Source organism: Furfurilactobacillus entadae, from assembly GCF_045862745.1.
GTDB lineage: Bacteria > Bacillota > Bacilli > Lactobacillales > Lactobacillaceae > Furfurilactobacillus > Furfurilactobacillus entadae.
In genome coordinates, this window is sequence record NZ_BQXN01000003.1 from 53,819 (window position 1) to 73,223 (window position 19,405).

Consider the following 19,405-nt stretch of genomic DNA (forward strand, 5'->3'; position numbering starts at 1 on the left):
ATAATAATGAATAATGCCAAATAAACATTAAGAAATCTTTAAGTACGTTACATATGTTAGTATAACAGGCTTCTTGCAATCGGCAATGATTTTGTTCACGCTTTCGACCATTATTTTTCAACTGAAGATTCATGCACATTTCCACTAAAAGCATTGTCATTTCAGCATCATTATTCTCCCTCATGACAGCTTTCTGTATCATACATTCAAAGCAAAGTATTTGCCGACCAAGGTGCGGACCAGCAAACCCTCAAAATGAGCCTCTTTAATTACCCCCACAAACTAACGCCGGTATAACGCCGTTTTCTCCCATCGCGCATCATTCCATGAATTTTGACACAATTCGAAATGGTCTAGTCACACTTTAATTGAGATTGTTAATGGCAAAAAGCTTATTTAAAGGCTTTACCGTGTCATCATCTCAATCGATCAGTTTTGACCTAAACATCAGTAATCTCGCCGTTATATCTGATCAGACCAACAAAAAAAGCACATAACCGCAGGCGATGTGCTTCAAAATTGGTCTAAATTTTACTTTTAAGCGTTTTGCCCACCATCGAGCACGAATTCTGCACCCGTTGCGTAGGCTGATTCGTCAGAAGCAAGGAAGACACACATGTTTGCAATGTCTTCTGGCTGACCCATGTGCCCCATTGGAATAGTCTTTGTAACTGCTTCACGCATTGCGTCCGGAATGATGGCTGTATCAACCCAGCCTGGGTGAACGGAATTGACGCGAATGTTCAACCCTTCTTGAGTTGCGGATAACGCTGCCGCCTTCGTCAACAACCGCGTCCCACCTTTACTTGCAGAATATGGCGCAGCTGTTGGCAACCCACGTAAGCCAGCAACGGAGGATACGTTGATGATGGAACCCTTCCCACCGTTTTCCTTCATTGCCTTCATCCCATACTTAACCCCTAAGAAGTTACCGGTTAAGTTAATGTCGATGACTTTTTGCCAATCAGCCAAACTAAAGTCTTCAACGAAGCCGTTTGCGCCACCAATTCCGGCATTGTTGACAACGACGTCAACATGACCAAACTTTTCCTTTGTTGCGTCGATCACCTTTTGCCAGTCAGCTTCTTCAGCCACGTTCTGCTGAACGAATAACCCAGCGTCGCCTAAACTACTTGCAACGGCCTGCCCGCCATCAACATTATGGTCAGCCGTCACAACAACTTGACCACCTTCCTTGACGAATGCTTCGGCAATGGCCTTACCGATTCCGGCTGCGGCACCTGTAACAATGGCAACTTTTCCTGCTAAACGATTTGACATGAAAAATTCCTCCTTAAATAGTTACTCATAGTGTAATCTATTTTAGATGAAAACGCATTCAATAAGTCGACTTGACGCAGTTTGCGCATTATTTTAAAAAGAATGTATATACCAGCATCAAGGTAAATCAGTATTTATGTGCGGTAAAAATCTTCATAATTTTGTTCGACTTTTCTCATCAACTCGCCAATTGTCATTCAAAGAGGCCCTCTTGTAAACCACAGAAAATGGTTAAAATCAGCAGATCAGCCGACCCGCCTAAGCTAAGGTGCTGATCAAACATTGCCTGGTTTAATTTTACTAAAGCCGCTCGACCAGCCGGCGCTTGTGCACCACCCAGTTGAAAGAACTGTTCACTTTGTTCATGCATCCACGTTGTGATTTCTGGGTTACCAGCACGTTTAATGAGGTTAGAATCATCTGTCTCGCCCGCAATTTTAATTAGAACATTGAGCAACCGGTCCATTACTGACCCTGTCTGCTGCCGTAAAAATGGCAGTGCTAACGTGGCGACCGTCGGGAAACCAGCCTCGGCTTCACCACGGATTCCTAACTTTCCATACTTGAGAAATTGCCGTTCACCTGCCGTCAATTGCTGTGGGTTTCGCTGCTTCAGGCGGTCAAAATCACGTTTGCTTAAACCCGCAAGCATTTGCTTGGTAATTGCAAAAACTTGTTCTGACGAATATTTGTATCCAACAGCTAATTGAGCGGCCGTTGCCGTAACTAAAACGCCTAATGAAAAGACAGCGCCCTTATGCGTGTTCACCTGCTTTGTCGCCGTAAACATGGTTTGCTCGGCAATGATGCCTAATGCGCGAATTTGCTCAAACACCGCTTGCCAGTTTACCGGCTCAACCACTGCTAATCCAACCTGCGCACATTGATAAAAATACGGTCGCAAACTGGTCGCACTATCAATGAACGTAAAAACATTCATGTCAGGATGTGGCCCGGCACTGACCGGATCAACCAGCCCTGGCTTCGGATTGACCGTTACCTCGTAAAGGAGCGCCCGTTCCGCAGTTTGTGCAAGCTGATCTGCCTGCTCGTCACGATTCATCATAAAATTGGCCCACCAAAGAGGCCTGCATACGTCGTTGAAATTGCCTCCTGTAAGTCTTCAACACTGTGTCGACGCGAGCGCGCGCAGTCTTTCGCTGGCCGCTCGCAGAGTAAACACTGGCGAACGGGTAAACCAAAGTTGGTTCGGGATAGTGCGCGAAGATGACCATCAAGTGCCATTAACACATCGACATCAAAAAGACGGCCCACCTCATACTGGTCTTCAAATTCAACCGCTAAATGTTTTAATTGGTCGCCCTTGCCATCAATCACATAAAATTGTTCCCGGCCGGTTGGCTTATCCCAGCTAACACTATCGATGACGGCTAAGCCAGCCCCCGTCACCCGACTCCGCCACTGGTTTAATCCCGTGTCAAATAGGCGTCCGAGCTGTTGATTGTTTTTAATGGGTCCAGGAATGTTTAACTTAATTGCCACAACGGTCTTACCTGGATAGCGTGCTGCTAATTCTTGTTGAAGGGCGACCCGTTCATCACGATTCGCTAATACATCAGCAATCGACTGTTCGGCTCCCGTTTGAAAGATACTTTCTACCACGATTTAACACTCCAATCATTACTCATGTCTAACCACTAGTTTACCCTATTTGGCGACTCATTACCGCTTCTCGTTTTCATTATTTGTACATAACAACAGGCCGCGAAAACAGCATCGCGGCCTGTTTGTTTCATTTATTGATTAATGAATCTTTACCGATTATTTAGCAAAATCATTAACCGCTTTTGCCACCGTTTGAACCACACCATCGTCAAACACACCAGGCACGATCATTTCAGCAGTGGGCGTTTCCACCAACCCAGCCAGTGCCTTTGCGATTGTTGCTTCAAGCACAAACGTCACGTGCTTTAAGCCGCTTGTCAGCAGGCCCTTGTATAATCCTGGAAAGACCAAAATATTATTGACCTGATTGGGATACTGACTGGAACCCGTTGCCATCACAGCAGCACCGGCCGCCAACGCTTCGGCCGGATCAATTTCTGGAACTGGGTTTGCTAGCCCAAAAATAATCGGATCCGCTGCCATTGTCTTCACGTTTTCACCGGTCAGGACATGGGCATCCGATAAGCCAACAAAAACATCCTGGCCAACAATGGCCTCTGCCAGTGTCTTCCCCGTCGTTTGTTCACCAAGTTGGCGGGCAAGCTGGCGTTGATACTCGTTGTACCGCTCATCATCGGGCGTCACGACCCCGTAACGATCCACCAATGTGATGTGCTTGACTCCCGCCGCAGACAACAATCTGGCCGTTGCGATTCCTGACGCACCCGCTCCGTTTACTAAAATTTTGAGTGACTGAAAATCTTTATGAACCACTTTAGCAGCATTCAGCAATCCAGCCATCACGACCATGGCAGTCCCTTCCTGATCATCATGGTAAACGGGAATGTCTAATTCCTTACTCAACCGTTCTTCAATTTCAAAACAGCGTGGTGCCGCAATGTCTTCTAAATGAATCCCTGCAAAGCTGCCAGCGATATTTTTCACAGTGCGAACAAACTCATCCGTTGATACCTGGTTTACCGATAGCGGAAGGGCGTTGACACCGGCTAGATCCTTGTACAGCAAGGATTTACCTTCGATAACCGGTAAGGCCCCCGCCGGCCCAATGTTGCCCAGGCCAAGAACGGCTGATCCGTCTGAAACGACCGCCACTAGCTTACCACTTAACGTGTAGCGTTCCCGTAAGGCTGGATCCTTTGCCAACATCTTTGAGATGGTGGCAACCCCTGGTGTATAGGCCTTCCCCAGGTCAGCCCGGTTATGAATGGGCATTTCGGATTCAATGCCCAGAACCCCGTTATGCAGCGCGTGTAGTTTTAAAACGTCATCATATTGATCAGCCATTTAGTGGCCTCCTTCATTCAATCTCTTTCTCTAATATACTGTTATTTTTAAAAAATGCAAATTTCAGCATGTTTTTTAGCAAACATTAACTAACTGGCGGTCTCAGTTGCGCTTCGGTCAGAAACTTATTATACTATCCTTAAGTAAGTAAATGGAGGATGAAGCACATGGATAAATCAGCACGCCCACGTACAACGTACCACACGACCCTTGTTAACGAAGATGGTGTTACTGGTCACACGTTTGCTACCGGAACTGCCAGTAATACGGACTTTGCCATTGATGTAACCAGCAAAGATATCGACGCAACCAATCCTGAGCAACTCCTTGGAATGGCGCTCGCAACCTGTCTTAACGCCACCCTTGAGGCCATTGAAAAACGGGATGGTTATGATCATCAAACCAAAGTTAGAGTCGACGTTGATCAGGCTCATGACACCCACGGACTCCAATTTTTCGTTGATGTTTACGTCTACATTCCAGAAGACGAGGTCGATCGTGAAACTGCCACCGCTTGGTTTGAACTGGCCGAAAGCCGCTGCCCTGTTTCAAAGCTGATGCGTGACAGCAACAACGTCACCTTTACCTTACTTGATGCATGGGAGTAACGGCGCCACAATTTAACTAATTGTCATTACCAAGAAGCCACCGTCTCAGTAGTTTATCTCACAAAACAAAAAACAGAACTAGGTTTAACGGTCAGCCGCTAAACCTAGTTCTGTTTTTTATTTTGTGATTGTTTACTGACTGAATCATGCCGCGATCCCCGCTGATTAATGAACCAGTAAAAAAGCGGTGTTGTTAGAAAAATCAACCAGGCGTACTGCCAATAACCCATATACCCTACGATAAAAAAGATGATGACGCAAAAGACGCCGTAAGGAAATGCTTGCCACTTCATTCGGCTCACCCCCTTCTTTACGTCCATTATAACGACTCAGTGCGCATGCGTCGAACACCGCGCCTTAGTCATGCTTCACGTCACCGATCATCAATAAAACATTCCGGTGCACGTTTTGCCCGCGTGTTCCGGTTAATAAGAAAATTGCCAAGCCACTGAAGATTACGATAAGAATAATCGTTTGGCCCCAGTCAAAGGGCGTTAATGAATCCATCACCTGCGTACCACTGCTCATGAATCCTAGCGCGTCGACACTAGCATGAAACAACATTGGCCACCAAAATGCACGGGTGTACAGGTAAATACTGGCCCACAGCAGCCCAATTGCAACGGACGTCACTGCCTGCGAAGCCGTTGCGGAGACCGATTGCACGGCTAAGTTTGGTACGTGAAAGAGTCCAAATAACAAAGCACTCGTAAGAACGGCCCAGAACACGCCATGCGAAACCTTTTGAAAGGCACGAAGCAGTAAGGTCAAGACAACAAAGCGAAAGAGCCATTCTTCCGCAATTCCCGGCTCAAGACCATTTAGAAACATATCAATAGTTGGTACACTCAGGTGAAAGTCAAACGTTGTTAACGCAGTGCCCCATGTTGTCCCCGTGCTGAATGTATTGTAGAACACATAGCCAAGCGTACTAACGATTAGGACACTAACGACCCGCCAGTCGACCGTTTTTGACCATCCAAATGAGGGCAAGCGGTACCCCCATTGGCTCATCACAAGCCCCATGGTGAATGCAAAGCCTAATGCACCAACAATGCCACTGTTGGCCACCGTTACGAGCCAGTGTGCCGTCGTGAGGTGAGGAATTTCAGTCAACCGTGCACCCGTAAAAACGATGTTAAACATTACCAAGATGACTAATAAAATCCGGCCGACAAGAGCGCGAACCCGGCCCAAGGCAAACAGACTAATGGGAACGTACATCACCATCGAGAGCACCAAGCCGCCAACCATAAGCACCGTACCATTGACACCAGCCGTTAACAGCATTTGAATCAACCACTGCAACATCATGGTCACCGTTGGAATCAAGAAGATCACCTGGCCATAATGATTGATTATCAAAAGGCGCTGACGTATCCCGCTTTGGTGTGACGCATCGTTTTCACCCTTAGCCAATAAACATGCGCTAAGGAGAACAAGCAGAATAAAGCCCCCGACTGCCAATTCATAATGAGCAACGTTTGGAACCTTCCGAACACCACCAGTGATTCCCCAACTCACTAAGATGGCAAGTTCGAGCCCCCATTGAACCCAAAACCAGCGACGAAACCCAGGTCGCCGTGTTAACGCTTTCTCTTGCATGTAGACCCCCCTTGATATTGATTCAATTTACCATATCACAATTTATACAGTGAAACAGATAAAATCTGTGATCAAATAATTGAAAGTATTTTTGCCACTTTACATTTCAGTAGTTTAATTAATTTCAAAAAGTTGTATCCTTAAGCTATAAGTCATCTCGCTATCTTTATTAACCAAATAATAATCAATTCGTTCTTGTCCAAACACTGATGACAGTAAAAGCTGATAACAAAAAAGAAGGACAATTAAATGCACGCAACAAAACTCGCATTTTCTTTAGCATGTGGTGTCACCCTTAGCTTAATGACGACATCAATTAATGGTCATGCAGATGGTCATGCAGATGTTCAGTCAACTGGTTCAATCACCACGCCCGTTTCTTCGCAGTCGTCCACAAATCTAACAACACCGGATTCAAACTGTGTCCCATTAAAAACCACACCAGCGACATCAACACCGCGGCCAGCTACTGCGGCCTCCTCAGTTACCGGAACCAGTAATGAAACCGACCAAGGAACACAAGCACAGTCAAAACAAAACACCCCTGCTGCAACGCCAACGGCTAGTGTCGCTCAACCAACTAGCGAACAGTCTTCAACCATCGGGGCACCCATCCAGAATGCGGATGGTAGTTATACTTATCCGGTTACAACGACTAATGGCTCGGAAACTTATCTTGGTTCGTTGGGCCTTCCTGGAAAGTTCTTACAAATTCCAGCGGCCATTCCAGCAAACGCCATTTTCCGCGACCCAGGTGCCAACGTTGGCTCATACAAACTTTACTTTAGTGACGCTTTTTTTGAAGCCTTAACCATTGCTAACCATGGCAACATTGATTTCCCAACAAGCAACCTCTGGACCGGTGCCTACTTCACCATTACGCCTCGCCCAGTCACCATCACGCCACTTTCCTCTTCGAAATACGTTGGTGATCCTGATCCAGTGCTAACTGCCAGCATTAATCAGAAAGCAACCAGCGCACCAAACACCGGGTTGGTTGCCGGTGACACGTTGGCGTACACGCTTGTCCGAACCCCTGGAGAAACGCCGGGCACTTACACCATTTCCGTTGATAGTGGTCGCAATCCTAACTATGCAGTAACGACAAAGACAGGTCTCTTCACAATTTTGGCCAATCAGCAGTCCATCTCGGGCCACGACTTCACCATGTACGTGGGTGACCCGACGCCAACAACGGCGAGTTTTGATGGGACAGCCATCGGAAAAGACGGGGCAAATCAAACGGTTCAGGTTGATTTATCAACGGCCAATCTAACCATTCCTGGTACCTATAAAGTCCGTTTAACCGCCGCGGATGGCCAAACGACACTGGTCAACCTGATTGTGAAGGATCGGCCCGTTAAGCCAACGACCCCAACAACTTCAGGCACCACTCCCCAAAACGGACCCACAGGTACAGGCGACCAGACTCACGTCGATTTAACGCCCGAAACTCCCGAAACATCGCCACTGACCACTTCCGCAACACCAGCTTTCGTCGCGGGTCATCCACAAACTAATCAACAGCATCACGAGCCATTAAAGCACGCAGCCACTCTACCAGAGACGGCTGCAACGCCGGTTACTAACATTATCCTTTTAGGATTGCTTGGATTAATCAGTAGTATCAGCATCCTCACCAGGAAACGTCACTAATTGCTTTCGATCCGTTTACCGAGTAAATATAAATTCAAAAAGGCGCTAACCTTCCATTTTTGGAAAGTTAGTGCCTTTTTGTAAATAAATGAAGTTAGTCTTAACGTTGTTTCCGCTTCAAGCCACCAATCAAACCTAGTGCACTGAACAAGCCCAAGATCATCGCAATGATGCCCATTGATGCTGGTTGTTCAGTTGCGTCAGTCTCTGGCAGCGTTGCCTGCTTTGGTGATGCTGTTAAGGTTACCTTTGGTGCTGGTTTAGCCGCTGTCATCACCGGCGTTCCTGGTGTTACCGTATTCTTTACCCCAGGTGTCTTTGGTGTGGCAGGGCCAACCAGTGTACTTGGCGTTTGTGGTGCCGCCGGTGTACTTGGTGTTACTGGGTTGGTTGGCGTCGTTGGCGTTGATGGCGTCCCTGGTGTGTCGGGATTGCTTGGCGTCGTGTCATCCTTTGCGTACACCACCGTGTACACCCCATCGGCACTCGTGCTGGTTACCGTTTGCCCACTGACCTGCGTTAAGTCAGAGCTAGGAGCGTCATTACTAATCACATGATCACCAGTCACGGTTGGGTTCTGCACTGCGGCAAACGTGGCGGAGTCGCCCTTTGTCCAATCACTCCCGGTTGGAATCCCGGTGGCGGGGTCAATCGTACCACTCGTCGCGGTCGCTGAATAGTACACCGTGTCCGTGTTGTCACCACTATTGTGGACCGTCATAAACGTAATTGGTTGGGCTACCTGTTGCGGTGCAACCACGTTCTTGTCAGTATCAAGGTAGTTGATTGTTTCATGGATGGTCTTGGTGTTCGTGATTGAATAATTTGATTCGTAGACATAAACAACGTCATTGCTCCCTTTGACAACCGGGTTTGCAAGAACAATCTTGTGTGGCCATCCGTAAACATCATTTGTCTCATAGGCATCCGGCATCGATTCATTATAGGCTAACGTAAACGACTTTGTTGTCGTTCCCGTGTGGTCATATAAATGTTGATCGGTAATTGTTGCAATAACGGTTCCGGCATCATCAATTTGCTGATACGCGACGTTCACGCCTTCAATAACGTCTACTGCCCCGTGCCAGCCCTTTACAAATTGTGACAAACTCCCATTTTGGTTTTGAGGCAGTTTGGTTTGGTCCAACGTATAGCCAGGAATGGTAATGGGCACCGTTGTATACTGCTGATAGGACATTCCGATCTGCTGATCTGGAGCAGCAATGGGTTGCCCACTTTCGTCAACATATGAAATTGTTTGTGTTAATTTTTGTGGAATCCAGTAATACCGGTCTTGTTGAGCAGTCCTTGCATCATCCATTAAATAAACTTGGAAGTGATGATTATTATCAAAGGCCACTTCTTGGTCCCCGCTACGATAAATGAAACCGAAGTGAGCAGATGTCACACTTTGCCCTGTGGGAATTTTGTATCCGCCCAAATAATCACCACTTTTAGCAAATTCGTAGACATAAACCGTTCCATCCCCAGTCCGATTGGTACTAGAAATCAAATAACTCCCATCGCTAACTGCTGTTACTGTGATGGCATAGTGTGCTGGATTAGGATCCGTATACATTTTAGAAAAGAATGCTGGATCTGACAAGGTATCACCTGCGGGTAATGCACGCTGAGTCCCCGCAGCACTTGAATCGGCCGTGGTTGCGTCCGTCCGTGTAATCATCTGTGGTTGCCCAGTTGTTGCATAGGTGTTCGCCGCATCTGTTTGCGTCTTCTCAGCGACCGCGTCACTAACAACCCCTAAGTTGTTTACCGTTGGCGCCGTCGCAGCAGTGCTTACTGACACTTTTGGCGTCGTTGCACCGTTAACTGTTGATGATGTTGCTGATGTCGTCGCAGACGTGGCTGATCCACTTGGGCTATTCGAAGCTGCTGATGACTCAGCTTGACTAGCGGCGCTCAACGTTACGGTTCCTGATGAGGCAGGTGTCGCCACCGTCTTATTTGTTGTGTCCCCCGCGGTAACGGGTGTCGTCGTAACATCTGCTTTAACCGCCTGAGTCCCCAGTGCTAGCGTTGACCCCAGAATTGTGGCGGCAACCACCCAATTTTTCCCCTGTTTATACATTTTAAATTTCTTTGACGCCATTGTGCTCTCCCCTTTGCATACTTTTAACCGACAGGTCACTTGGAAGTAATCGTCTAAAAATTGCTTTACAACAATTGTATTGTACTCATTATTCGTCAAAAATTTCAATAGTATAAATTATTAAGCATTAAAAAGATTATTTTCAACAATATTTTTAAAATATTTTGCACATTTTTTTATGAAATGACGAAAAAAAGCAACAGAAGTCATAAAAAGGCCACATATTAAATGTGACCTTCGATCAAAGCTAAACTAGTCGTAAGTAAGATGCAGCAGGTTGGATTCGCATGGCTTCCAAAATCTTTTGATATCAGTGGAAGTTAGAGCTTTTATATATTATCCTGAAATCCAGCCAATAATTGTTGAGTATATTTTTACATAGACAAAGTGGATAGATATTATGATGAAACAACTAAATATATGTTCTTCATGGACGGGAGTGTTTTTTATGACTATTTTTGAAAAAAAGAGTCATGGTAAATTACCAATTATTGACGGAAAATTATCTTTATCACGAGCAATCTATCTGATAATGTTGCCCATACTAATCACTGGATTAATGTTGTTCTTCGAATATGGTGTTGATTTCAAAGAACCAGTGTTACATTTTATCACCGTGACGTTGCTACCCTTGTCACTATTTATCCTCACCATAAAATGGTTACTAGGTAGCAACCTCAAAGACTTATTCCAGGGGGATTTTGGGGCTAACTGGAAACCATGGTTATTATACTTTTTTGGTGCTGTGTTCTATGCCATTTTTATGGGGCAAGTTGTATTCAGCTTGCTGCATCTTAACGTTACCGCGGACGCAAGCAGTTCTCAGGACACGTCCTTTTTACCATATTTAATACAAACTATTAATGATCTATTTTCATTATTTAATGAGGAACTATTTGCTATTCCCGTATTTATTGGATTTGCCGTAATCTTCTACCAGCACTTGAATATGAAGAGAAATACCAGTATTTACTTAGCACTGTTTTTATCAATGATTATCTTTGGTTTAGCACACTTTGAGGCCTACAGTTGGAATTTACCACAGATGTTACTCATCATGGGGGCACTTAGATTCTTCGTCACAGGATCGTTTATTAGAACTAGAAATATATTAATTCCATATACGATTCACTTTGCATTTGATACCTTGTTCTTTACAATTGCATTTCTTACCAATTAGCTATTTGTACTACACACAAGACTCTAACCTCCCATGGATTTAGGAAGTTAGAGCCTTTTTGCTAATAATATAAAATTTTATCCGGGATAAATAACGTCATCAATTGACTGCCCATTAAAGCCGCCAAACTGTACATATTGTCACCGCATTGGTTGGCAATGCGCCACCAGTTATCACCAATTCTACTACGCACAAACATTGTGATACCGCTCGTGTTAAGATTTCTTGTCACCGCCGTCAACACCCAGTTACCTAATAATTGTGACCACTGTAACTCATATAATGGGCCCACCTAACCCACTGCAATAAACACATGATCATCCTGCTGAAATTCAACAAAAATCACAAAAAAAGGCCACGTCTTAAACGTGACCTTCAATCAAAGCTTAACCACTCGTAATTAAGATGCAGCAGGTGGGATTCGAACCCACGACCCTCGGTTTAGAAGACCGATGCTCTATCCAACTGAGCTACTGCTGCGAAACGGTGTTCAGCAAGTGACACCAACTATTTAAGTATAAAAAACTGCTTTGCCGGTGTCAATTAACGTTTTCACTTCTTCTCAGTTTTCGTAAAACTAAAGCGCTTACGGAAATGTCAAATATCCTTATTCTGTTAGTTGACGAAGCGCTTTCATTTCTTATATAATGGGGTTTGTAAACGATTATCAATGAGCTGTCTACTAATCGTTTCACTGGGGGTTTTAAGAATGGGAAAACATTTAGACCCACGGGTCGTTAAGACGCGGTCTAGCTTGAAAGTTGCACTGATCAGCTTGATGCAGCAGTATAAAATCGAAAATATCAGTGTTCAGAAAATCACTGAAACTGCGCACATTACCCGTGGTACCTTTTATTTACACTACAAAGATAAACGTGACTTTATTTCGCGCGCCATGACGGAAATCTTGGATGACTTTTTTGAGGTGGTTATTACAGAGGTGCCCCTGCCATCATCAATGGGAACCAGGCCGTCGGAACAGTCACGCACGCGGTTTTCATTAAACGCCGCTTTCAGCTACATCGAAAGTGAAGCACAGATGTTCAACGTCCTTTTAAACACGCAAGAAAACGGACTATTTGAACGGCAGCTCTTCTCGCGGTTAACGACTGATTTGGAACGCTTTCACGATGCCTTTCAGGCAGAGTTTGTTGACCTTGACGTGCCGATCAGCATTCAGATTTCGTTCACCGTCTCTGCCTATATCGGGCTCATCAAAAACTGGCTGGCTAACGGCATGATTTATACACCGCACTATATGACCAGTTCAGTTCATAAAATGATGACACTGATTAATAGCGAACACCCTGAAAAGGTCACGTTTACCGACTTTTTCTATACAGAACCACAACTAGCAACTGCCCCCACACAATCGGAATGGCATGCAAGCGTTTAATCATAATCCACAAAAAAAGCTTCGACCACCACTGGTCGAAGCTTTTTAATATCCGGTTGCTTGCCGCGCCAAATTTTTCTCACGTTTGGCCTGGTACGCAGCTTGAATTTCATCTTGTGAAAACCCGAATCCACGAAGGCCCATGGTTAAAAACAGGTGCCAGGCATGACCAAAATCACCCTGCCGGTGTTCCGTTAGACTGGCTAACACCATCCGATTAATGGCTAAGTAAGTCTTATTAAGGTCCATGGTCGGGCCCGTTGTCAGTTTAGTCAATTCCTCGGGCGTCAACACCGTTAAGTGTGTCCACTGTTGTTTATGGAAGATCAGTAAAAAGAAGTCCAACGCGTCAACATACTCTTCTAATAACGTCTCACGCGGTGTTTGCCCCGGGTTATGTTTCCCCCGCTGGGTCTTCCACACCTTAAACCATTCACTAGTATTGGCAATTTCAGCCAGTTCGACGGTTAGCGCCACGTACGCATTCTGCAAACTTTGCTCACGTGTCCACCGAATTTGCTTTTCGCTGCTAACTTGCTGATCGAACTCGATACATTCCCTTAGCAGCATGGCAATATCTAACATCGCTTCTCCCTCATTACGCAAAGATCAATGGATCAGACTGAATTTCTAGGTCAGCCCGGTTATCCAGGTACCACTGGCAAATAAACTTATAATGCAGCAACACGTTCATTAGCGACACGTTGTTATCTGGATCGGTTGTAGTCATGACCCACCGCGGTTCCGTTACAGAACCAGCATTAACAATGCCAAACACCAAACCATCTTCAAGTTCAATGACGGCCCCGTTACCTTCCGGCGCATTTTGCAACATGTAGTGACTATCAGCAGAAGCCACGAATAACCGGTCAACCGTTCCAGCTGGCAAGATTGCGTGCTTCGTTTTGTATTGCGTCCCGTTCGTTGCTTCAAGCAAGTTGTAATCAACGGAGAAGTTGTAATCGTGTTCGAGGTCCTTTGCAAACGTAATCAGAGCATTGATCCCGGCCATACGGTCTGCTGCGACCTGATCATTCAAGGTCACCGCAAAGAGGTCGACGAATGCCTTACTGTTAAACCGCAACTGCTGGCGTTCCAGGTTAAGGTAGAACAAATGCAACCCAGAAGCGCGATCTGTAAAGAAGGCCCCACCATTGTGACCGCCAACCAACACAAACTTGAACGCTGGTTTATCTCCCAACGCCGCTAAGCTCATGCTGAGTTCCTCATGATCCGCTGCACTGGTCAAACTTAATCCCGTTTGATCGTGTAATTCTAACAGCCGTCCCATAAATAAGAGGTAGTAATCAGCCGCACTGTACTGGTGTGGAAAGGTCACAAAGTCCGTATCCATGGTAAATGAAAACAGCGCTGTGGCAGCTACCAGAAGCTCATCGGTCGACGTCGTTTCCGTTAATTGATCCAGGTGCTGAGTGAACTTAATTCCGTTACGAATCCCGTCTTTAATGTTGTTATTGTAAATTCGGAACCGTTGGCTCGGTGATAATGGTGTTGGCTCTGGGCGCTTTTGGGCTGGCTCAGCCGGCGCCGCAGACTGACTGGTCGTTGGCCGATAAACCGTGGTTGCCATCGGATCAATTTCACTCGTTGTAGCATCCGCCGTGCTCGTTGCTGCTGAGCTATTCATTGCGCTAGCACTTGCCTGCCCCTCTAATTCATCCTTGTCCATCAAAAGTTCACCCCGCCATCATTTGTTAGCTGTGTTTCATCCTTGCTTTCGATTCCCTTACCAATCAAATGGCTAATGTAATCCACGTACAGACGCTCGTTCCGATCTTTAAAGGTACTAAAGTCACCAAACACCTTACGAATGGCCTGCTTTTCGTAGCTTAAAATGGTGTCTTCTTTGGACAAGACGAGGGATTCGTCCTCATTGGCCTTCATACCCTTGTAAGCATTATTCGCGCGGTCATCCTCATTCGCAAGTTCTGTCAATTGATCCAAGATTTCCTGCCGTTCTTGCTTAGATTGATTTCCGTTAAACAGTGTCCGTGCTTCACCCAGCTCTTTTAATTCGGACCGCAACCGTTCTTTCACAAGATCACGTTGTTCCTGGCCGTCCACCAGATCCTGTAAGGCCTGGTTTTCTTCCGCAATCCCTTTAATTCGATCCGAGTTGTAGTTCTTGTTTTCTGCTTCCAGTTCAAACGATTTCGTCAGCTTGTCGTATTCCACACTATCGAACACGAACCGGGCGTTTAAAACATCTAATTCCCCAAACTGACGTCTGTCCCACCAATTTCCAAAGAACACATCAAAGTGTCCAGGTGTGGGTTCTTCAACGTAGAAAAATGGGTAAGTTTGCTTCAGGTAGGCAATCAGTTCAACACTTAAGTAGTGACTCAAGTCCTGGTGCAAATCTGTTACCAAGTCTGCTAAATGATTTGTTTCTGCCTGCTGGTTGCCACGAACCAGCGTATTATACCGTTTTGGATCAACCAATTCGTACACCTGGCGATCGTCAAAATTATCAATGGCGTTCGTCAGTTCGTCCAGGTAACGTAATTTTTGGCCGAGCTTACCGGATAATTCCGGGCGTACTTTCCGTGGTGCGGTTTCATTTGCTTGTGGATTTTCCATGCCGTCTTACCCCTTACCTAATTTCAGTTAACTTATGTCTATCGTACACTAATCCCCCCGGTGCGACAATTCTCGCAGCACCGGAAACACCTAATTCTTAAGGAATCATTTAGCTTTATTTTGCAATTGTTTCAATTCGTCATTGCCACCACCAGTTGACCATTTTACCGCGAGTAATAATTATCCCCATCTTATTAATTTTAAAAGTAAAATCACCGCACCGCCGCGATAAATTTCCATAAAAAAAGCGCCTAACTCGTGAATTTTTCTCACCAAGTTAAGCGCAGACGCTCTGACGAAGCCGTTATTCTGCCTTCGTAAAGTGCCACTTTTTATTCAAATAATAATAGAACGGAATCCCCAGTAAGGTCACCACGATCCCGATGGCCGTTGTCGTGAACTGAGTAAACACGGTGTTCACCAAAATGAACACTCCACCGATTAAGGCCACCAGCGGAATCCACGGGTACAACGGAACTTTGTAGGGCCGAAGTAACTCTGGTTGGCGCCGGCGTAGAATCATGACCGCCGCAAACGACATGCAGTAAAAAATCCACACGACGAACACCAACATGTTCGTGATGGCGTCAAACGCACCAGATAACATCATTAAGAAAGCAATCGCGTACTGAGCAAGACCAGCAAACCACGGCACGCCGGCCCGATTCAGTGAGGCAAATGCGTTTCCAAACGGTAGTTTATGTTCAACACCCATGACGTACGGAATCCGCATCCCCGTCATGATGTAGCCGTTTAAGCCACCATAAACTGAAACCAAGATCCCAATGGTAATAAACTTACCACCCACGCCGCCAAAAATGATTTTCGCAACGTCAGCCGCAACGTTTAGGTTCCCGGCCACCCGGCTAACGGGTTCAACAAATAAAAATACTGCGTTGACCAGCAGGTAAACAACCATGACCAACCCGATTCCTAGTGCAATCGCCCGTGGCAAATCCTTTTTGGGGTTCTTCATTTCACCGGCAATGTTTCCAACGTGCATCCACCCGTCGTACGCAAACATCGTGGCCAGTAAACCGTTTCCTAGTGCTGTCCAGAAGCCAAGATGGGCCCCGGCAACCACCGGAAACAGTGAGAAATCGACGCCACCGGAATGAAAGAACCCAAGCAGGACGATCAAAGCCAGCGGAATCAGTTTAACCACGAGTGCAACGGAGGTCACCCAGCCACCAGCCCGCGCACTGATCCAATTGATCAACAGCAGTGACAATGCCATCAACATTGCAATTGGCACGATCAGGTGTGCGTTCAGCCCAAATAAATTCGTAAACTGAGTCCCAAATGCAATCGCAATGGCCGCAATGTTAGCAGGAAACGCAATCACTGCCTGCGCCCAGCCGGCTAAAAAGCCCCAGAAGTGACCATATGTCCGTTCAATGTACCGTGTCATCCCACCGGCTTCAGGAAAGGCGGCGGCAAGTTCAGCGGCCGTTAACCCGGCACAAATCGTGATGATCCCACCAAGAAACCAGGCAAACATGGCCATACTTGATGTTCCCGTAGATGTCGTTACCGCGGCGGCCTTGAAGAAGACCCCCGCACCAATCACGGTTCCCATCACAGTTGATAAGGCCGGGAAAAAGCCCAGTGTTTTTTTCAGTCCATACTGCTCTGCGTGTTCTTCCATTCGTTACCTCTTTTTCTCCCGTTATGCCAAACAAAAAGATGGCGCACAGGCATGGCGCCATCCCACGATCAACCCATCGGTCAGTTGATCCACTTCATTATGCCCTTTTGGGGTTATGTTCAGAATGATTCACTCAACAGAACATTATGCCAAAAACAACTGCGCAATGCTAGCCCTGTGAAGTAAATTAGTTACAAATACAACTTTCCGATAGGCAAGCCCGTTCACTCCTCTTATTTCCCCCCACAAAAAGGTAATCATCGTTTGATCAACCTGGGTATTGTTATGCAGCAACGTGTGCTTAGCGCGTTTACCAGTAAATTTCTTTTCGGTATACGATTTCGCCCGTCCCGCAATCAAATAGCGGAGGGACTTCGAGGACACGTTTGGCACCGTCCCATCCGTTGCCCCGCCAGTATCTCCATAAATATTCAACACGTCCACCTGATGCTTCGGGAAGGTGTGCCGCAGCTTCGTCATTTCCGTATACGTTGTGTTCATCTTATTTGGTTTACCGTTTTGATCAAGGGTCATCCCCGCCGGCTGACGGATTCCGTCCGGAATTCCGCTAAAGTTTAGCCCTGCAAAATGACCCGCGATGTCCACTTGTTTAACCAGCTTGGGTAAGCGCTTGTCCTGGCCGTATTCCAACATGTAATAGAGCAGGGAAATATTTCCTAACGAATGCCCCACCATTTTCACTTCATGAAAATGATATTGCTTTTGCAATGCAACGACCACGTTTTTCGCCCACTCACCGTGTTTTTCGTAGTCTAGTTGCCGGTTATCTTCGTAGTTCACCTCAATGATTGGGTTCACTGCGTTCTTAGGAATCGTTCCCTGTAGGCGCACCTTCCCCGTCTTACTGACAAACGCCACGATTACCGTTTTGGTCACCCCAGCCGCCTTGGCCGCATTCACCATGTGCTCTTCCGCATGGTAGTTACTTCCGCCACCATGAAAAAACAGTGTTGGTGCGGATGACTGAACGTACTTGATTTTGGTGCTTGCTGACGTTCCACCAATCAGCAAAGCAACCGCCAGCGCAATGATGCTTAACAACCCCAGTTTGGTTCTCTTTTTCATAACATCCTCCCCATTAATGGCGCACGCTTTTAATGCTTATACCGTTAACCTTATGCGTCATAATCGTTACTTTAATTATAGACCTCCTAACGTTTAACACCTAAAAGGAACAAAAAAGATGTGCCGTTTAACCAGCACATCCCCAGTTCAAGTCGTTACCTACTGGGCAAAACCTGATATAATAAATCAATGGAAGGGTAGTAAGTGGTTAGATCACTTACTACCCGCTGGGATAGGTGTTTTGTGTGAGCTAACCGCTAATGGCGGTTAGCTTTTTTGATGATGTCGTAAGCCCGGGCAAGTCACACGATTGCCCGGGCCACGATATAAATGAACACAGCAAGCTACGCCATCATCCACACAAACTCCTGTCATCGATCCTCACCCCTTTACTGAGATTGGTGAAGATGAGGATTGGTAACACCCGTACCAGCTAAAACGTCTGCAAGTAGCTAACTTACAAACCGTCTGTATGTTTATTTTAGCCGATGTTGCCATCAATATTTGTATCAAAAAGATGTCAAATTCAAAAGGGTCAGTCCAAAATCCGTTGCGATTTTAGACTGATCCTTTTTTGATGTAAACGCGTTCCTGATTTTTATTGGAATAACAACGACCACCGACAATTACCCCTTGGTAATCGTCAGCCCACTGTTCACCACTTTATTGATGTCCATCGGTTCGATCCCGTTCCGTAAAATGGTGTGCCATTCTTCACCACGGGTGTGCACAACATCATCCAAATAAAGTTCCATGTGCCAACTCTCAGCGGCCAATGACCGGTAACCGGCATCCTTAATAAACTGCTGTAGTTTCGTGTTTGTCGGTCCCATTCGGTTAATCAGACCCACGCTACCGATCTGCGCTTCTAAGCCTTCTGAAAAGTGCAGTAACCGGATGTCCCATAAGTAAGACTGGTCCACGTCAGTAATGTTAAACTCCACTGTTTGTAGGAGTTCTTTTGTAATGAACGTCGGCTGCTGAATCATCAATTGATACCGCCATTCAGCGTCCCGGCCCGGTGTTACCCGCTCCCACATTGCCTGTAGTGGATACCGTTGGAATGGTTCGTACCCCTCAATCTCCAAATTATGTTCTGGTGCCGCCGCTAAGTAATCTGCGACCCGGTACAGCGCGTCTGCCCGGGCAATAAAATCACGATTATTCGGATTGGCGTTACCCGTCCCCGATAGCACAATGTACGGCCGTGTTGGTAAGTCGACGATCGACCCATTATTAACATCATGTGAGTACTCTGCTTGTTGAGCAACTTGCCAGTTTAGTTCACGATTAATCATTGTTA

General features: G+C 46.1%; 17 protein-coding genes and 1 tRNA gene. 4 read left to right on the forward strand and 14 right to left on the reverse strand.

The window, feature by feature from the left end; translation table 11 throughout:
• Positions 1 to 537: 537 nt before the first annotated feature.
• The 4 genes from ACKTR5_RS02145 to ACKTR5_RS02160 all read right to left on the reverse strand — a co-directional run bounded on the left by ACKTR5_RS02145 (position 538) and on the right by ACKTR5_RS02160 (position 4,212).
• On the reverse strand, positions 538 to 1,281 hold the full coding sequence (locus tag ACKTR5_RS02145) for a glucose 1-dehydrogenase (RefSeq protein ID WP_407878798.1): 744 nt from the start codon (positions 1,279 to 1,281) through the stop codon (positions 538 to 540).
• A 193-nt stretch (positions 1,282 to 1,474) separates the two neighbouring features.
• Complete coding sequence (locus ACKTR5_RS02150; protein ID WP_407878946.1) at positions 1,475 to 2,344, reverse strand: triphosphoribosyl-dephospho-CoA synthase; 870 nt, start codon at positions 2,342 to 2,344, stop codon at positions 1,475 to 1,477.
• Positions 2,344 to 2,904 carry a citrate lyase holo-[acyl-carrier protein] synthase gene (gene citX, locus ACKTR5_RS02155; protein ID WP_407878800.1) on the reverse strand — a complete coding sequence of 187 codons (561 nt, stop codon included), beginning with the start codon at positions 2,902 to 2,904 and terminating at the stop codon, positions 2,344 to 2,346. The genes ACKTR5_RS02150 and citX overlap by 1 nt, the downstream gene beginning before the upstream one ends.
• 159 nt (positions 2,905 to 3,063) lie before the next feature.
• Entirely contained in the window at positions 3,064 to 4,212 is a 1,149-nt protein-coding gene (locus tag ACKTR5_RS02160) for an NAD(P)-dependent malic enzyme (RefSeq protein ID WP_407878802.1), read from the reverse strand.
• A 167-nt stretch (positions 4,213 to 4,379) separates the two neighbouring features.
• Here ACKTR5_RS02160 and ACKTR5_RS02165 point away from each other — a divergent pair, with 167 nt between their 5' ends.
• A complete protein-coding gene (locus ACKTR5_RS02165; RefSeq protein WP_407878803.1) occupies positions 4,380 to 4,820 on the forward strand; it encodes an OsmC family protein in 441 nt (146 codons plus the stop codon).
• A 104-nt stretch (positions 4,821 to 4,924) separates the two neighbouring features.
• Here ACKTR5_RS02165 and ACKTR5_RS02170 read toward each other — a convergent pair whose 3' ends face one another.
• Both ACKTR5_RS02170 and ACKTR5_RS02175 read right to left on the reverse strand, forming a co-directional pair.
• Positions 4,925 to 5,113: a hypothetical protein gene (locus ACKTR5_RS02170; protein WP_407878805.1), complete on the reverse strand. Its 189-nt coding sequence runs from the start codon at positions 5,111 to 5,113 to the stop codon at positions 4,925 to 4,927.
• Between the two features lie 64 nt (positions 5,114 to 5,177).
• Positions 5,178 to 6,425, reverse strand: coding sequence for a CPBP family intramembrane glutamic endopeptidase (locus ACKTR5_RS02175; RefSeq protein WP_407878807.1), 1,248 nt, complete (start codon positions 6,423 to 6,425; stop codon positions 5,178 to 5,180).
• Between the two features lie 249 nt (positions 6,426 to 6,674).
• Between ACKTR5_RS02175 and ACKTR5_RS02180 the strand changes: the two genes are divergently transcribed.
• Positions 6,675 to 8,081 carry an MBG domain-containing protein gene (locus tag ACKTR5_RS02180; RefSeq protein WP_407878809.1) on the forward strand — a complete coding sequence of 469 codons (1,407 nt, stop codon included), beginning with the start codon at positions 6,675 to 6,677 and terminating at the stop codon, positions 8,079 to 8,081.
• Between the two features lie 100 nt (positions 8,082 to 8,181).
• On the opposite strand, the gene ACKTR5_RS02185 is transcribed toward ACKTR5_RS02180, so the two are convergent.
• Entirely contained in the window at positions 8,182 to 10,191 is a 2,010-nt protein-coding gene (locus ACKTR5_RS02185) for a MucBP domain-containing protein (protein ID WP_407878810.1), read from the reverse strand.
• 448 nt (positions 10,192 to 10,639) lie between these two features.
• Here ACKTR5_RS02185 and ACKTR5_RS02190 point away from each other — a divergent pair, with 448 nt between their 5' ends.
• Positions 10,640 to 11,371: a CPBP family glutamic-type intramembrane protease gene (locus tag ACKTR5_RS02190; RefSeq protein WP_407878812.1), complete on the forward strand. Its 732-nt coding sequence runs from the start codon at positions 10,640 to 10,642 to the stop codon at positions 11,369 to 11,371.
• A gap of 406 nt (positions 11,372 to 11,777) precedes the next feature.
• Here the strand turns inward: ACKTR5_RS02190 and ACKTR5_RS02195 are convergent.
• A tRNA-Arg gene (locus ACKTR5_RS02195) sits at positions 11,778 to 11,851 on the reverse strand.
• Between the two features lie 229 nt (positions 11,852 to 12,080).
• Between ACKTR5_RS02195 and ACKTR5_RS02200 the strand changes: the two genes are divergently transcribed.
• A complete protein-coding gene (locus tag ACKTR5_RS02200) occupies positions 12,081 to 12,767 on the forward strand; it encodes a TetR/AcrR family transcriptional regulator (RefSeq protein WP_407878814.1) in 687 nt (228 codons plus the stop codon).
• A gap of 45 nt (positions 12,768 to 12,812) precedes the next feature.
• Here ACKTR5_RS02200 and ACKTR5_RS02205 read toward each other — a convergent pair whose 3' ends face one another.
• The 6 genes from ACKTR5_RS02205 to ACKTR5_RS02230 form a co-directional block, all read right to left on the reverse strand.
• Entirely contained in the window at positions 12,813 to 13,352 is a 540-nt protein-coding gene (locus tag ACKTR5_RS02205; RefSeq protein WP_407878815.1) for a dUTP diphosphatase, read from the reverse strand.
• Between the two features lie 13 nt (positions 13,353 to 13,365).
• Complete coding sequence (locus tag ACKTR5_RS02210; RefSeq protein WP_407878817.1) at positions 13,366 to 14,457, reverse strand: hypothetical protein; 1,092 nt, start codon at positions 14,455 to 14,457, stop codon at positions 13,366 to 13,368.
• Positions 14,457 to 15,368 carry an exonuclease SbcC gene (locus tag ACKTR5_RS02215; RefSeq protein ID WP_407878818.1) on the reverse strand — a complete coding sequence of 304 codons (912 nt, stop codon included), beginning with the start codon at positions 15,366 to 15,368 and terminating at the stop codon, positions 14,457 to 14,459. Before ACKTR5_RS02215 ends, ACKTR5_RS02210 begins: the two co-directional genes overlap by 1 nt.
• A gap of 304 nt (positions 15,369 to 15,672) precedes the next feature.
• Positions 15,673 to 17,016 carry an APC family permease gene (locus ACKTR5_RS02220; protein WP_407878819.1) on the reverse strand — a complete coding sequence of 448 codons (1,344 nt, stop codon included), beginning with the start codon at positions 17,014 to 17,016 and terminating at the stop codon, positions 15,673 to 15,675.
• Positions 17,017 to 17,160: 144 nt separating this feature from the next.
• Positions 17,161 to 18,102, reverse strand: a complete 942-nt coding sequence (locus ACKTR5_RS02225) for an alpha/beta hydrolase (RefSeq protein WP_407878821.1) — start codon at positions 18,100 to 18,102, stop codon at positions 17,161 to 17,163.
• 626 nt (positions 18,103 to 18,728) lie between these two features.
• Positions 18,729 to 19,400, reverse strand: a complete 672-nt coding sequence (locus ACKTR5_RS02230) for a hypothetical protein (protein ID WP_407878822.1) — start codon at positions 19,398 to 19,400, stop codon at positions 18,729 to 18,731.
• Positions 19,401 to 19,405 lie beyond the last annotated feature (5 nt).